The 13,980-nt window shown below is 45.6% G+C and carries 12 protein-coding genes; 7 read left to right on the forward strand and 5 right to left on the reverse strand.

Going from position 1 to position 13,980, the window contains the following annotated elements; translation table 11 throughout:
- The first annotated feature begins 115 nt into the window (after positions 1–115).
- The 4 genes from Q4Q50_RS17745 (at position 116) to Q4Q50_RS17760 (ending at position 5,641) form a co-directional block, all read left to right on the forward strand.
- Positions 116–1,279 (forward strand): diguanylate cyclase domain-containing protein, encoded by a 1,164-nt coding sequence (locus Q4Q50_RS17745; RefSeq protein ID WP_006083809.1) that lies wholly within the window; start codon positions 116–118, stop codon positions 1,277–1,279.
- Between the two features lie 171 nt (positions 1,280–1,450).
- A complete protein-coding gene (gene tusA / locus Q4Q50_RS17750) occupies positions 1,451–1,696 on the forward strand; it encodes a sulfurtransferase TusA (RefSeq protein WP_006083810.1) in 246 nt (81 codons plus the stop codon).
- 47 nt (positions 1,697–1,743) lie between these two features.
- Positions 1,744–2,190 carry an MOSC domain-containing protein gene (locus Q4Q50_RS17755; protein WP_226060059.1) on the forward strand — a complete coding sequence of 149 codons (447 nt, stop codon included), beginning with the start codon at positions 1,744–1,746 and terminating at the stop codon, positions 2,188–2,190.
- 262 nt (positions 2,191–2,452) lie between these two features.
- Positions 2,453–5,641 (forward strand): amidohydrolase family protein, encoded by a 3,189-nt coding sequence (locus tag Q4Q50_RS17760; RefSeq protein ID WP_311900476.1) that lies wholly within the window; start codon positions 2,453–2,455, stop codon positions 5,639–5,641.
- A 201-nt stretch (positions 5,642–5,842) separates the two neighbouring features.
- On the opposite strand, the gene Q4Q50_RS17765 is transcribed toward Q4Q50_RS17760, so the two are convergent.
- A complete protein-coding gene (locus tag Q4Q50_RS17765) occupies positions 5,843–6,445 on the reverse strand; it encodes a DNA-3-methyladenine glycosylase I (RefSeq protein WP_311900461.1) in 603 nt (200 codons plus the stop codon).
- Between the two features lie 117 nt (positions 6,446–6,562).
- On the opposite strand from Q4Q50_RS17765, the gene glyQ reads away from it, so the two are divergent.
- Positions 6,563–7,468 carry a glycine--tRNA ligase subunit alpha gene (glyQ, locus tag Q4Q50_RS17770; RefSeq protein ID WP_219235734.1) on the forward strand — a complete coding sequence of 302 codons (906 nt, stop codon included), beginning with the start codon at positions 6,563–6,565 and terminating at the stop codon, positions 7,466–7,468.
- A gap of 10 nt (positions 7,469–7,478) precedes the next feature.
- The gene (gene glyS / locus Q4Q50_RS17775; protein ID WP_311900462.1) at positions 7,479–9,548 is read left to right on the forward strand and encodes a glycine--tRNA ligase subunit beta; all 2,070 of its coding nucleotides are present in this window, start codon (positions 7,479–7,481) and stop codon (positions 9,546–9,548) included.
- Positions 9,549–9,649: 101 nt separating this feature from the next.
- Here glyS and Q4Q50_RS17780 read toward each other — a convergent pair whose 3' ends face one another.
- Positions 9,650–10,690 carry an HDOD domain-containing protein gene (locus Q4Q50_RS17780; RefSeq protein WP_311891278.1) on the reverse strand — a complete coding sequence of 347 codons (1,041 nt, stop codon included), beginning with the start codon at positions 10,688–10,690 and terminating at the stop codon, positions 9,650–9,652.
- Between the two features lie 334 nt (positions 10,691–11,024).
- On the opposite strand from Q4Q50_RS17780, the gene Q4Q50_RS17785 reads away from it, so the two are divergent.
- Complete coding sequence (locus tag Q4Q50_RS17785; protein WP_006084778.1) at positions 11,025–11,945, forward strand: 5-oxoprolinase subunit C family protein; 921 nt, start codon at positions 11,025–11,027, stop codon at positions 11,943–11,945.
- A gap of 92 nt (positions 11,946–12,037) precedes the next feature.
- On the opposite strand, the gene Q4Q50_RS17790 is transcribed toward Q4Q50_RS17785, so the two are convergent.
- The 3 genes from Q4Q50_RS17790 to Q4Q50_RS17800 are packed head-to-tail and all read right to left on the reverse strand — an operon-like array spanning position 12,038 to position 13,979.
- Complete coding sequence (locus tag Q4Q50_RS17790; RefSeq protein ID WP_311900463.1) at positions 12,038–12,373, reverse strand: c-type cytochrome; 336 nt, start codon at positions 12,371–12,373, stop codon at positions 12,038–12,040.
- On the reverse strand, positions 12,370–12,753 hold the full coding sequence (locus Q4Q50_RS17795) for a cytochrome C (RefSeq protein WP_311900464.1): 384 nt from the start codon (positions 12,751–12,753) through the stop codon (positions 12,370–12,372). The genes Q4Q50_RS17790 and Q4Q50_RS17795 overlap by 4 nt, the downstream gene beginning before the upstream one ends.
- Complete coding sequence (locus tag Q4Q50_RS17800; protein WP_311900465.1) at positions 12,753–13,979, reverse strand: sulfite oxidase; 1,227 nt, start codon at positions 13,977–13,979, stop codon at positions 12,753–12,755. Before Q4Q50_RS17800 ends, Q4Q50_RS17795 begins: the two co-directional genes overlap by 1 nt.
- Position 13,980: the final 1 nt, after the last annotated feature.

Below are 13,980 nucleotides of genomic sequence, written 5' to 3' on the forward strand. Positions count from 1 at the left end.
TTAACTACAAGGGCATCACTGGCTATTGTGGACGACAACAGGCAAGCAATCATCAGCCAAATCTAGGCAGTGTAGTGCAAGGATGCAATTCGTTGTTTTACAAGAGGAATGCCTGATGCTACAAACGGAACAGACCCTTTTCGAACAAATGCGGATCACTGAGCTGGAGATCGAGTCTCGTAAGGCGCTCTTCTCTTTTACTGGGGCGGACGTAAAGGCCCTGCAATCCTTTAAGCCCATCATTGAAGAAAACATCGATAAAATCGTCGATGACTTTTATGGCTTACAAACCAGCGTTTCAGAAATTGCGCTGCTGATCGGAGACTCAGACACCCTTGCCCGCTTACGTACCGCACAGAGAAGATATGTGCTCGATTTATTTAATGGTGTTTATGATCTTGAGTACGTAAACAATCGCCTGCGGATTGGGTTGGTCCATAAACGCATTGGTGTTGAGCCTAAGCTTTACCTGTCTGCGGTACACACACTAAAAGAGCTTATCTACGCCGTGATCAACTGTTCAGTGCAAGATACACATCAAGGCGAATGTATCCGTGTCGCGATTGATAAACTGGTGCTGTTTGATGTCACGCTGGTATTTGATACTTATATTCGCAGCTTAGTATCCGAGATTGAGAACGCTAAGGATAAAGCCGAAAAATATGCCCAAAGCATGGAAAGCAAAGTCAAAGAGCGGACACAGCAGTTAGAAGAACTATCGCAAACCGATCCCTTAACAGGCCTGCTCAACGTTAGGCATTTACAAGAAACGGCAACGCGCATACTCAGGGCCGCCCAAAGGCGTGCCGAACCCGTCAGCGTGATCTACTTAGACGTAGATGATTTTAAGTCATTCAACGACACCCAAGGCCATAGATCTGGGGATGAAGTACTCCGTGCTGTAGCAAAAGCGATTAAAGAAATCACTCGTGCCGAGGATCATTGCTTTCGATATGGTGGAGATGAGTTCTGTATCATTATGCCTAACTGCCGTGAAGAACAAGCTCGGGATAATTTCATCACTCGATTCAATCAAAAAATAAAACTCAGTTTAAACAATATTTCCTTAAGCTTTGGCATTATTGATACAGGGCCCTACGAATATGAAGAAGCCAATAGCTTAATTCATAAAGCCGATCAGCGAATGTATAGCTACAAACGTGCGTCCAAACAGCAGCAACAAACTATGGCGGCAGCAAATGATTTAGCACCTGAGAATAGTACCGCAGATGTCCATTCAATCTCTCAATCTCAAAGCGTTGATAAAGCCGTCGAGTAATTTTTAAACCCATTCGCCATCAATGTTCCACGTGGAACATTCAATATCTAACATTCGTATTGATAGAACACATCAATGAAACCAGATCACAAATTGAAACCGCCAACTTGGTTTATCATGGGGGCTGGAGTAACATTAGCTAATTCTGCTTAACCGTTCAGTAGAGGTAATATGAACGACGCTTTCTCAACCGCACAGCATAGACTCGATGCTCTTGGTTTACGCTGCCCAGAGCCTGTAATGATGGTGCGTAAAACCGTAAGACAAATGGCTGCCGGCGAGACACTGCTGATCATTGCCGATGACCCTGCAACGACGCGTGATATTCCGAGCTTTTGTGAGTTTATGGATCACACCTTAATTGCCAGTGAAACCACGCAAACGCCATATCAATATTTGATCAAAAAAGGACTTTAAGTCGTATCGTTAACGACTTACTCATAAAACAAAGGATATGAGAAACTATGCCAAAACTGCTGGCGATTGCCTATAAAACTGTAAAACGCGGCCCAATGAATGAAGTTCTCTGTGCCAATGTCACCCAACTCAGTGGCGTAGAGAAAGATGTGTTTGGTCGCCCAGGCAAACGCCAAGTCACTGTGCTTTCTAAAATTCAGTGGCAACAGGCCTGCCATAGTATCGAGGCAGATTTACCTTGGACGACTCGCAGAGCAAATCTGCTCGTTGATGATCTCGTATTTAGCAGTGCCGATGTTGGTAAACATTTACAGATCGGTGATTTGCGACTCGAAATAACGGGTGAAACCGACCCCTGTAAAAAAATGGAAATAGCACATGTCGGTTTAGAAGCCGCGCTCACGCCAGATTGGCGAGGTGGTGTAACCTGCCGAGTATTAAATGATGCCATGATCCACTTAGGTGATGAGATCACTCTGGTGAATCCGAGCTAATTTTATTCAAAGCTAGTCGGCTCTCTTGATTAATTCTCCATACTGCTCTGTAAATAGAACCAAGTAACTTGGTTCTATTTCTGCTATGCCAACTCTCTTATCCATATCGCCATGACTTATCCTTCGCTCGGTCATCAATTGAAACAGTATTTACGTGTTCCTTCTTCCCTATTTATGCGATAACTAGACTAAGTATTAACAAAAGTTCATCTTAAAATTAATACCACTCAAGCAGTCCATAAGAACGATAACAGGAAGTGACATATTGAAATCTAAACTTACCCCGCTTTATATCGCCCTCGCTCTAGGGATGAATACCCTAGCCGTTAACGCAGCAGAAACGAAGGAGGCCGAATGGAATGTTAACGCTCCAGCGAATGCCCCCTTTGAGCAAGTCAAAATTGACGTTAATGAAGGCACTTGGATGAACCTTAGTGTCAGTCCAGATGGTAAGCATATCGTCTTCGACTTACTCGGCGACATTTATCAAATCCCAGTATCAGGCGGTGAAGCTAAGCCATTAGCCCAAGGTATTGCTTGGCAGATGCAGCCCGTCTATAGCCCAGATGGTAAGCACATTGCATTTACTTCAGATGGCGATGGTGGTGATAACATTTGGATCATGGATGCCGATGGTAGCAATCCACGAACTGTCACCCAAGAAACGTTCAGACTATTAAACAGTCCCGCTTGGAGCCCTGACTCTCAGTATCTTGTTGCACGTAAGCATTTTACCGCCAGCCGCAGTTTAGGTGCGGGTGAAGTGTGGCTATACCACGTAGCGGGCGGCGAAGGCGTCAAACTAACTGAACGCCCAAATGATCAGAAAGATTTAGGCGAACCCGCGTACTCGCCCGATGGCCGTTATATCTACTTTAGCCAAGATGATACGCCAGGCAAAACATTCCACTATTCAAAGGACTCAGTTAACGGTATCTACAAAATCAAACGTTATGATACCCAAACCGGTGACATTGAAATTTTGATTGAAGGTACGGGTGGCGCAATTCGACCAACACCAAGTCCTGATGGAACTAAGCTCGCCTATATAAAGCGCGATGATTTTAATTCATCACTCTACCTACTCGACCTCAAGTCTGGTGAAACCACTAAACTGTTTGGCGAACTAGACCGTGATATGCAAGAGACTTGGGCGATTCATGGCGTCTATCCAACAATGGCATGGACTCAAGATAACAAGGATATTTTCTTCTGGGCGAAGGGAAAGATTAACCGCCTGAATGTTGCCAGCAAAACACTCACAGATATCCCCTTTAGCGTAAAAACTGAGTTAGCAGTACAACCCTCAGTACGCTTTAAGCAAGATATAGATAAAGATGTTTTCGATGTCAAAATGCTACGTATGGCGCAGGTCTCTCCCGATGGCAGTAAAGTCGCCTTCGAAGCACTAGGGAAGATTTGGTTAAAATCATTACCCGATGGAAAAATGTCGCGCTTAACTGAACTCAATAATGGGATTGAAGAACTGTATCCACAATGGTCACGCGATGGCAAAAATATTGTTTTCACCACTTGGAATGACCAAGACCAAGGAACAGTGCAAGTCATTAGTGCCAAAGGTGGCAAACCTAAGCAGCTAACATCTGAGCCAGGAAAGTACGTAGAACCCACCTTTTCACCCGATGGTGAACTTGTGGTGTATCGTAAAACCCAAGGCGGTAACCTCACACCAAGAACTTGGTCGCAAGAACCTGGACTCTATAAAGTCGATATCAAAGGCAAACAAAATAGCAAGATCAGTGCCGATGGCTACCAAGCTCAATTTGGTGCCAATACCGATCGCGTCTTTTTTATGAATAGCAGCGAAGATGAAACGCCACAGTTATCATCTATCAACTTAGATGGCTTCGATAAACGGGTTCATTACAGCAGCAAGCATGCGACTGAATTTAGGGTTTCACCCGATGGTGAGCAACTCGCCTTTGCCGAACGCTTTAAGGTTTGGGTGACGCCTTTTGCTAAACACGGTGAAACCGTTGAGATTGGACCCAATGCCAACAATCTACCCGTAAGCCAATTGAGTGTCCGTGCGGGTGAAAGTATCAGTTGGAACAGTAAAAGCAACCAACTGTATTGGACACTTGGCCCCGAACTTTATCAAGCCAAGGTTGATACTCAATATCTCAACAAAGATGAAAAAGCTCAGCCAAGCATTATCAATTTAGGCTTTACCGAAAAGGCCGATGTTCCACGTGGAACAATCGCCTTCATCGGTGGCAAAGTGATTACAATGGAAAATGACCAAGTCATCAATAATGGCGTGGTCATAGTCAAAGACAATCATATTGTCGCCGTTGGTGATGCCAATATCGCGATTCCAAAAGATGCACAGATCATCGACATCAAAGGAAAATCGATCATGCCAGGGCTATTCGATGCCCACGCCCATGGACCGCAAGCAGATGATGAAATTGTGCCACAACAGAACTGGGCTCTGTATTCCGGTTTATCTTTGGGTGTCACCACTATTCACGATCCCTCGAATGACACGACAGAGATTTTTGCCGCTTCCGAGCAACAAAAAGCAGGACACATAGTTGGCCCACGTATTTTCTCTACTGGTACCATATTGTATGGTGCCAATGCGCCAGGCTACACATCACACATAGACTCACTCGATGATGCTAAGTTTCATCTTGAGCGTCTGAAGAAAGTCGGGGCGTTTAGCGTAAAAAGCTACAACCAGCCACGCCGTAATCAGAGGCAGCAAGTCATCGCCGCCGCACGTGAACTCGAAATGATGGTCGTGCCAGAAGGTGGCAGTTTGCTGCAACATAACCTGACTATGGTCGCCGATGGCCATACAACGGTTGAACACTCTTTGCCTGTCGCGACGATTTATAACGATATCAAACAATTCTGGAGCCAAACTAAAGTCGGTTACACTCCAACCTTAGTGGTTGCCTATGGCGGTATTTCAGGCGAAAACTACTGGTACGATAAAACCGATGTGTGGGCGCATCCACGTCTATCGATGTATGTCCCCGCCGATATCTTGCAGGCGAGATCCATGCGACGCCCGCATGCACCAGATGGCCACTACAATCATTTCAATGTTGCAAAAGTCGCTAATGAGCTCAATAAGTTAGGTGTTCACCCAAATATAGGCGCCCACGGTCAGCGCGAAGGTTTAGCGGCGCATTGGGAAATGTGGATGTTCGCCCAAGGTGGCATGAGCAATATGGAGGTATTGAAAACGGCCACCATTAATCCTGCGACAACCTTTGGTATGGAACAACAGCTAGGCTCGATTAAAGCAGGTAAGCTCGCAGACTTAATAGTTATTGATGGTGATCCATTAGCCGATATTCGCGTCACAGATAAAGTCACTTATACCATGGTCAACGGTAAGCTTTTTAATGCTGAGACGATGAATGAACTTAATGGGGATAAGGAAAAACGTAAGCCGTTTTTCTTTGAGAAAATCTAAACTCTATCCTCAAGGCTAGAATGGGAGATTCGCTTTCCTGTTTTAATTATTTGGATTAACCAGATATCACCAATGAAGATAAAAGCATGTTCCACGTGGAACATGCTTTTTTACATTTTGTGCATTGTTTATTGTGCATATGGACAAGAACTCAAATATTGCTATGAGTACTGTCCTACATCACATCAGCAAGATGAGCGATTACTGATGTTCGCAGTTATGCTGACCGGCACAGGAATCAACACAGGCCTGGTAAGAAATACACTCTACAAGGTGGTCATTCACCATACCCACCGCCTGCATAAAGGCATAACAAATTGTTGGGCCGACGAAATTAAATCCGAGTTTCTTTAAGGATTTTGACATGGCTTCAGATTCTGGCGTTTGCGCTGGAACCTGCGACATAGCAGTAAACTGATTAACTATGGGCTCACCGCCAACAAAGCTCCATAAAAATGCAGAGAAATCCTTCCCATCGGCAGTATAGGCCAAATATCCTTTGGCATTCTTGATGATAGAGTTCACCTTCAAACGATTGCGCACTATGCCGGGATTCAACATAAGTTCCTCGACTTTCGCCTCATCAAAGCCAGCAATCACTTCTGGTTCAAAATTGGCAAAGGCCTGCTCATAGTTTTGTTGTTTCTTCAGGATCGTAATCCAAGATAATCCGGCCTGTTGACCGTCTAAACACAACTTAGCAAACAGCTCCTTAGGATCATAAACCGGCCGCCCCCACACTTTGTCATGATACTCACGATACAAGGGATCATCACTTACCCAGCCACAACGGATCTCTTCCATGGTATATAACCTTATTGTTTTAATTAAGAAGGTAAAAAATAACCTACATAAGCAGATATCTACAAGGTATAATCGAACCCATTTTCTATTCAGGCTGACGGCAGTAGACAAGTAGACATGACGACAAAACACGACGTAAAAACATTTCAGGGTTTCATTCTCACCCTGCAGGAATATTGGGCACAGCAAGGCTGTGCAATCGTTCAACCTCTAGATATGGAAGTCGGCGCGGGAACATTCCACCCACAAACTTTCCTGCGTTCTTTAGGGCCAGAACCTATGAGCAGTGCCTATGTGCAGCCATCGCGCCGCCCTACGGACGGTCGTTACGGTGAAAACCCTAACCGTCTGCAGCACTACTACCAATTCCAAGTCGTGTTGAAGCCTTCACCTGACAATATTCAAGAGCTGTATTTAGGCTCACTGCAAGCGTTGGGTATCGATACTCAAATCCACGATATCCGCTTTGTGGAAGATAACTGGGAATCACCAACACTAGGTGCTTGGGGCTTAGGCTGGGAAGTCTGGCTTAACGGTATGGAAGTAACTCAGTTTACTTACTTCCAACAGGTTGGCGGCATCGAATGCAGCCCAGTCACAGGTGAAATCACCTATGGCCTAGAACGTCTGGCTATGTATATCCAAGGTGTTGATAGTGTTTATGATCTCGTTTGGACCGATGGTCCGCTGGGGCGCATCACCTATGGCGATGTGTTTCATCAAAACGAAGTCGAGCAATCGACCTATAACTTCGAGCACGCCGATGTGGACTTTATGTTCACCCTGTTCGATCAGTGCGAAAAAATGTGTCAGCATTTATTGTCACTGGAAAAACCTTTACCTCTGCCCGCCTACGAGCAAGTGATGAAAGCCTCACACGCCTTCAACTTACTCGATGCCCGCCACGCCATTTCAGTGACAGAACGTCAGCGTTATATTCTGCGCGTTCGTACTATGGCGAAAGCGGTTGCTGAATCCTATTATCAGGCACGCGAAGCGCTTGGCTTCCCAATGTGTAAGTAGAGGTAAAAACATGAATTTTGAAAACTTACTCATAGAGTTAGGCACGGAAGAATTACCACCTAAGTCACTGCGTAAACTGGCTGAATCCTTTTTAGCTAACTTTACCGAAGAACTCACCAAAGCCGATTTAGCCTTTAGCTCAGCCGTTTGGTATGCAGCGCCACGTCGTCTGGCAATTAACGTTACCGAACTGGCCCTTGCACAAGCTGATAAAGTGGTTGAAAAACGCGGCCCCGCCGTGAGTTCAGCCTTTGATGCAGAAGGTAAGCCGACGAAAGCTGCCGAAGGTTGGGCACGTGGTAATGGTATTACAGTTGAACAAGCCGAACGTTTAGTCACAGATAAAGGCGAATGGTTAGTCCATAACGCTAAAGTTGAAGGCGTCGAAACGAAAAGTTTGATCGCTGCTATGGCTCAACGTGCACTCGATAAATTGCCTATCCCTAAGCCAATGCGCTGGGGCAATAATAAAACCCAATTTATTCGCCCAGTGCACACAGCGACTATGTTGTTAGGCAGCGAGTTGATTGAAGGTGAGTTGCTGGGTATCAAATCGGCACGCACTGTTCGCGGTCACCGCTTTATGGGACTCAAGCAGTTTGAATTAGCCCATGCTGATCACTACCTTGCCGACCTAAAAGAAAAAGGCAAAGTCATCGCCGATTACGAAAGCCGTAAAGCATTAATCAAAGCCGATGCCGAAAAAGCCGCCGCTAAGATTGGTGGCACAGCCGATATCGAAGATAGCCTACTTGAAGAAGTCGCCTCTTTGGTTGAATGGCCAGTGGTATTGACCGCCAGCTTCGAAGAAAAATTCCTAGCCGTACCGTCTGAAGCTTTGGTCTACACCATGAAGGGCGATCAAAAATACTTCCCAGTTTTTGATGACGCGGGCAAGTTACTGCCAAACTTTATCTTTGTGACCAACATAGAATCTAAAGATCCTGCGCAAATTATCTCTGGCAACGAGAAAGTCGTTCGTCCACGTCTTGCCGACGCAGAATTCTTTTTTAATACCGATAAAAAACACACGCTGGAATCACGTTTACCTAGCTTAGAAACCGTCCTGTTCCAACAGCAACTCGGTACATTAAAAGACAAAGTGACTCGTATCTCTGCCCTAGCCGCCTTTATTGCTGAGCAAACTGGCGCGAATGCGGTTGATGCAGCCCGTGCTGGTTTGTTATCTAAAACCGATTTGATGACCAATATGGTGATGGAATTTACCGATACTCAAGGCACTATGGGCATGCATTACGCCCGCCTCGATGGTGAAACTGAAGCTGTTGCTGTTGCGATGGAAGAGCAATACAAGCCTAAGTTCTCTGGCGATACTGTGCCTAATGCAGGCGTATCTTGCGCAGTCGCATTAGCAGATAAGCTCGATACTTTAGTCGGCATCTTTGGTATTGGCCAAGCACCAAAAGGCGCAGCCGATCCCTTTGCCCTACGCCGCGCGGCGATTGGCGTGCTACGTATTATCGTTGAGAACAAACTGCCACTGGATTTAGTAACCCTGATTGCTAAGGCTCAGGAACTCCACGGTACTAACTTAAGCAACGCAAACGCAGCAGAGGAAGTGCTTGAATTCTTAATGGCTCGTTTCCGTGCTTGGTATCAAGATAAAGGTATTGGTGTTGATGTGATCTTAGCCGTGCTAGCACGTCGCCCAACACGCCCTGCTGATTTTGATAGCCGTATCAATGCGGTATCACACTTTAGAAGCCTAGAAGCTTCTAGCGCCCTTGCGGCAGCGAACAAACGAGTATCCAACATTCTGGCTAAGGTTGAAGGTGCTTTACCGACAACGATCAATGCGAGTCTGTTAACTGAAGCCGCAGAGCAAGCATTAGCGGCCAAGTTGAACGAGCTGCAACCACTGCTGGCACCTTTGTTTGCCAATGCCGATTACCAACAAGCCTTAACCTTGTTAGCTGGCCTACGTGAAAGCGTGGATCAGTTCTTCGAAGATGTGATGGTCATGGTAGATGATGAAGCGTTGAAAAACAATCGCTTAGCATTGTTGAATAATCTACGCGAGCAGTTCCTGCACGTCGCGGATATATCACTACTGCAATAATGATACTAAAGCTTTTAAAATTATCGATTTATAAAAAACGCGCTCAATAGCGCGTTTTTTATTGCCCTGATTTCTTATATCCAACGTATTACATGGCCTAATCAAAACTGCAGTAGTTTTTGATGTAAGCCATCAAATTGTGTTTGATCTAAGTTAACTTGCTGCAGTAAATTCGCCAGAATCTCAGGGGACAATTGCCCTGCTTGATGCAGCATAGAAATCTCGCTGATCACATTCGCCCGCCATACCACAGCAGCTAGCCCAGCTTGCGGGCGCGAGTTCACACTGGCAAGCTTGTCTAATTCTGTTTCAAAGGTATTGGGTAACTGCCAATGCTTAGCGAGCAATGAACTTAAGGCTAACGATTTCGTCGTCATCACTTGTCTAAATAAACCAGAATTAGGCTGTTCTCCCGGCTCTGCCTGTACAAATGCATCGAGAAGCATTTTAAAAATGGCCAACTTGCCGACATCGTGTAATAAGCCCAATAAAAAAGCCGTATCTTGATCTTCATCGCTTAACTCACTGGCAAGAAAAGCAACCTGCATCGAATGGCGCCAAATTTCAGCCCCAAAACGACGGAAATAGATTGGCTTGATATCCAACATTTCACGCACTAGACAAGTGGTAACAAACTTTCTCAACTGTTCACGACCAAGCTGTACCAAAGCCTGCTGCAAACTGGTGATATCCCTATCGCTACGTTTAAATGCAGGGGAATTACATAACTTAAGCACCTCAATACTCAGTAAAGGATCTTGCTCGATGAGCGCTAATAGGTCCTTAATATCAAATTGTGGATCGGCCAGTTTACGATCTAATTCCAATACTTTTGACGGTAGCTTTAACACTTTCTCGGCGATCACTTGTGGTGATGCCAAGGCCTGCTCTATCTCCGCCATGACTCGACGTTCAAGATTATTGGCTACGCCGCCAGTGTCCTTAACCCGTGTCGGAAATAACAAACTATAAAAGAGAGCAGATAAATCAACAGATACCACGCTAATATCTTCGAGAGGTTTAGCTGGCTTTCGCGCAGGTTCAAACGACTTACCTAAGTCCGTCGTTGAAAAACTTTTGGGTCTCTCTACCGTCGCCGAATCACGAATATTAAACAGCTTATTAAAAAGTGATTTAATCAAGAAGCATCAACCTGTCATTATAGATAATTGTTAAAAAGTCAGTTAAATATTGCCCATCTCAAATCCATTTTGATCAAGCTTAAGCGATACATAAACACGTTACAGACATGCTAATGGCTCGCTTAAGTGTAACATATTCAATTCATTTCTGATGTCTACAATCCCGCTATTGCTGCCTTTATAAAGACAATCTTGGTTACAACTTGAAACCTCAAAAAACTTACATTCTTGCAGCATTTAGCTGACAATATGTCCACCCTTCATAAAGTGATACGTATTTCGTCTCCCTTTAAGTCATTCACGACATACTCGCCAGCTAACGACGGAATATTTGATGATCGAGGTAATAAAAGCGGGTGCACTAACCACAGTTCAAGATCTCGGACGCATGGGATATAGACATTTAGGTGTAACCCAAGCTGGCGCCTTAGATAGACCAGCCCTGTGTTTAGCAAACCGCCTATTATCAAACCCAGACAATACACCCGTATTGGAATTAACCTTTGGCCAATCGATTTTTTTGTTTAAACGCGACGCTTGGATTGCCTTAACCGGTGCCGATTTCGATGCTCGTATAGACAATAAGCCCATAGTTTGCGGCTGGCGTTACTCCATTAAGGCAGGGCAAAAACTCAGTCTTAGAGGGGGAAATAAAGGCATGCGTGCTTATATTGCCGTTGATGGCGGCGTTAAAGTACCGCTAGTGATGAATTCTGCCGCTACCGATTTAACCTCAGGTATCGGTGGATTTCATGGCCGCGCATTAGAAGCGGGCGATCGACTGACCTTAGGTTCAGCTCATCCACTAAGAAGGCAAGTTGGCGCAATTCAAAAAAGTTGGGATGGGCATATTCGCGCACTCGCGACCAAGCACACTCAAGCCTTCTCATTGAAATCTCAGCAAACATTCTGGCAAACACAGTGGCAACTTTCAGCTGAAAGTGATCGTGCGAGTGCAATACTCAAAGGTGATACGTTAACATTGGCGAAGCCATTCCCTGTGCAATCACACACAGTCACGCCCGGAGTGGTTCAAGTGTCCGCTTCAGGGCAACCACTCGTGCTCCTTGCCGATGCGCAAACCACCAGCAGTCATCCTCAAATCGCCGTGATTATTGAAGCCGATCTGTGGAAACTCGCGCAAACTCGCCCAGGACAAACAGTTAAATTCGAATTAGTTGACGATGAACAAGCGGCAACGGCACAAGCGGAATGGCATGACTACTTCTATCGCTTACAACGCAGTCTAGGTTAACGAGCCGCTTAATCATAGCGGCCAAGAAGCATCATCCCGCATTCCTAGCAAGCCGCATTCGACTTCATTCAAATTGTCCCCCCACAATAATGCTAATTCGCACTTAGGTTTGGTGTAACTTGCTGGCTATAAAACAGCGCCACATCTTGCAATTGCTCAGAGCTTAACGCGCTGACCTGTGCTTGCATCAAAGAATCGAGTCGTAAACCTGCTTTAAAATCGACGAGCTGTTTATTGAGGTAAGCAAATTTCTGTCCCTTCAAGTTTGGGAATTGCTTGGCCATAGCGATCACTGCATTACCATGACACGACTCACACTGAGCCGTAGCCAACGCCTGACCTTGCTCTATATCTGCTTGATAAACCTCTCCAAAGACCTCTGTGGATAAGCCACATAGCGCAATCAAACTTATGATAATTGCTTTCATTTTGGCTCCTTAGGGAAAGGTTTAACTAGCGCAGGCTGCAGGCTAGGTTCTAAGGGAATACGCCTAAAAAGCGTCATATCCATTTCAACTTGGCCATAATAAGTGCTTAGATAACTCAAGGTTGGCTCCCAAGTATCCGACAAGTCCCACAGGCCTTGAGTGTCAACCATCCACTGCAGAGTCTCTTTCCAAAAGGCTTTATCGCCATGATTTTGCACGACTATCATGCTGGTATGGCAAGCATTACACTGATAATTCACTAACTCCCAGCCAGGAGCCATGATCAAACCCGATTTAGGGTCCACTGGATACTCAGCGGCTAGCGAAATACTGGATGCCACTAGCCCAAGAAAAATAAATAGCTTGTTCAGTACTCTCATTACACCACTCTAACGGCAATACGATGGCAACCATTAAACATATATCCCTTAGGATTCCATTGCGGTTGTACGACAGGCTGACTATCACCTTCACTATCGGTCGCTTTGGCCCAGATTTCATAATATCCCTGCGACGGTAATTGCAATTCAATCTTCCACTGCTGCCATGCCGCTACGTTTTTAGGTTTTTCTAACTCAGCGGTAAACCAGCGGGTTCCATAGTCATAACTCACTTCCACTTTAACGACTTCCCGCAATCCCGCCCAAGCATGGCCTGCGATGGCTATCTTCTGACCCACAGCTAATTCGGTTCCGGATTGAGGCTCGATAATCAAGGACTTCACTATCATTTCTTCAATGATTCGGTAGTCCTTATTGTCAACGGACTCACCTGGCGCTATGGGATACTTAGGGAGTTGATATGCTGGCGCTTCCATTTTATGTCCATCATGCACTTTATTGCGCACACTGATCCCCGTCGCGGCTTTTTGCGAAACGGATCCCGGCCGGCCACCAAAAACAATACGCAAGGGATATCCATGTAGATAAGGAATGTCCTCACCGTTCATCGACCATGCAATGAGTCCAAGCTCTTCGAGCGCCGCCTTTATTGGCACACCGCGTGAAATCGCCTCACCTTTACCGCTCAAATGCCGATCAACACCGTGATGACCCGTGTAAATAGCATCGGCTTTAATACCGCAATCCTTAAGCACGTCGCTCACCAAGACACCCGTCCACTCGGAGCAAAATACCCCAGCATTATTCCATTGATTGCCTTTCGTACTAGGAAAGAAGCCTGAACGGCTATTGCCACCACATTCAATCAGTAACTGTAATGTGTAATGCTTAAAGCGGCGCTTTAGCTCATCGATTGTGTAGGTTTTCGGGGTAGCAACGGACTCGCCATCCACTTTAAAAGTCCAAGTCTTAGCATCCAGCGCCTTAAAATCAGGAACTATGCCATTCCAGCGGATAAATGAGGCATCTGCTGGTGTCACAGCAGGAGCAAGTTTATGCTCAGGCGGAAACGCATTCAGTGGATGAGTGTTTAACACTTTGAAGTAACTCGGCAAGTCCTCAGCCTTAGTCCATGTTAATGCTGATATATCCAGAGGAGTAACGGCTGCGGGAAGCTGATCGGCAAATACCCACTTAACGGGTAAAGCTGATAACACAGACGTCGCTCCCGCTCCTTTAATAAAAATCCGACGATTAAGATCCATG

The organism is Shewanella scandinavica (assembly GCF_031932065.1).
In the GTDB taxonomy this organism is placed as follows: domain Bacteria; phylum Pseudomonadota; class Gammaproteobacteria; order Enterobacterales; family Shewanellaceae; genus Shewanella; species Shewanella baltica.

What these genes read in the sequence shown, in the direction of transcription:
- Q4Q50_RS17745 (WP_006083809.1), top strand. Translation starts at nt 116, where the DNA reads ATGCTACAAACGGAACAGACCCTTTTCGAACAAATGCGGATCACTGAG.
- tusA (WP_006083810.1), top strand. Translation starts at nt 1,451, where the DNA reads ATGAACGACGCTTTCTCAACCGCACAGCATAGACTCGATGCTCTTGGT.
- Q4Q50_RS17755 (WP_226060059.1), top strand. Translation starts at nt 1,744, where the DNA reads ATGCCAAAACTGCTGGCGATTGCCTATAAAACTGTAAAACGCGGCCCA.
- Q4Q50_RS17765 (WP_311900461.1), bottom strand. Translation starts at nt 6,445, where the DNA reads ATGGAAGAGATCCGTTGTGGCTGGGTAAGTGATGATCCCTTGTATCGT.
- glyQ (WP_219235734.1), top strand. Translation starts at nt 6,563, where the DNA reads ATGACGACAAAACACGACGTAAAAACATTTCAGGGTTTCATTCTCACC.
- glyS (WP_311900462.1), top strand. Translation starts at nt 7,479, where the DNA reads ATGAATTTTGAAAACTTACTCATAGAGTTAGGCACGGAAGAATTACCA.
- Q4Q50_RS17785 (WP_006084778.1), top strand. Translation starts at nt 11,025, where the DNA reads ATGATCGAGGTAATAAAAGCGGGTGCACTAACCACAGTTCAAGATCTC.
- Q4Q50_RS17790 (WP_311900463.1), bottom strand. Translation starts at nt 12,373, where the DNA reads ATGAAAGCAATTATCATAAGTTTGATTGCGCTATGTGGCTTATCCACA.
- Q4Q50_RS17795 (WP_311900464.1), bottom strand. Translation starts at nt 12,753, where the DNA reads ATGAGAGTACTGAACAAGCTATTTATTTTTCTTGGGCTAGTGGCATCC.
- Q4Q50_RS17800 (WP_311900465.1), bottom strand. Translation starts at nt 13,979, where the DNA reads ATGGATCTTAATCGTCGGATTTTTATTAAAGGAGCGGGAGCGACGTCT.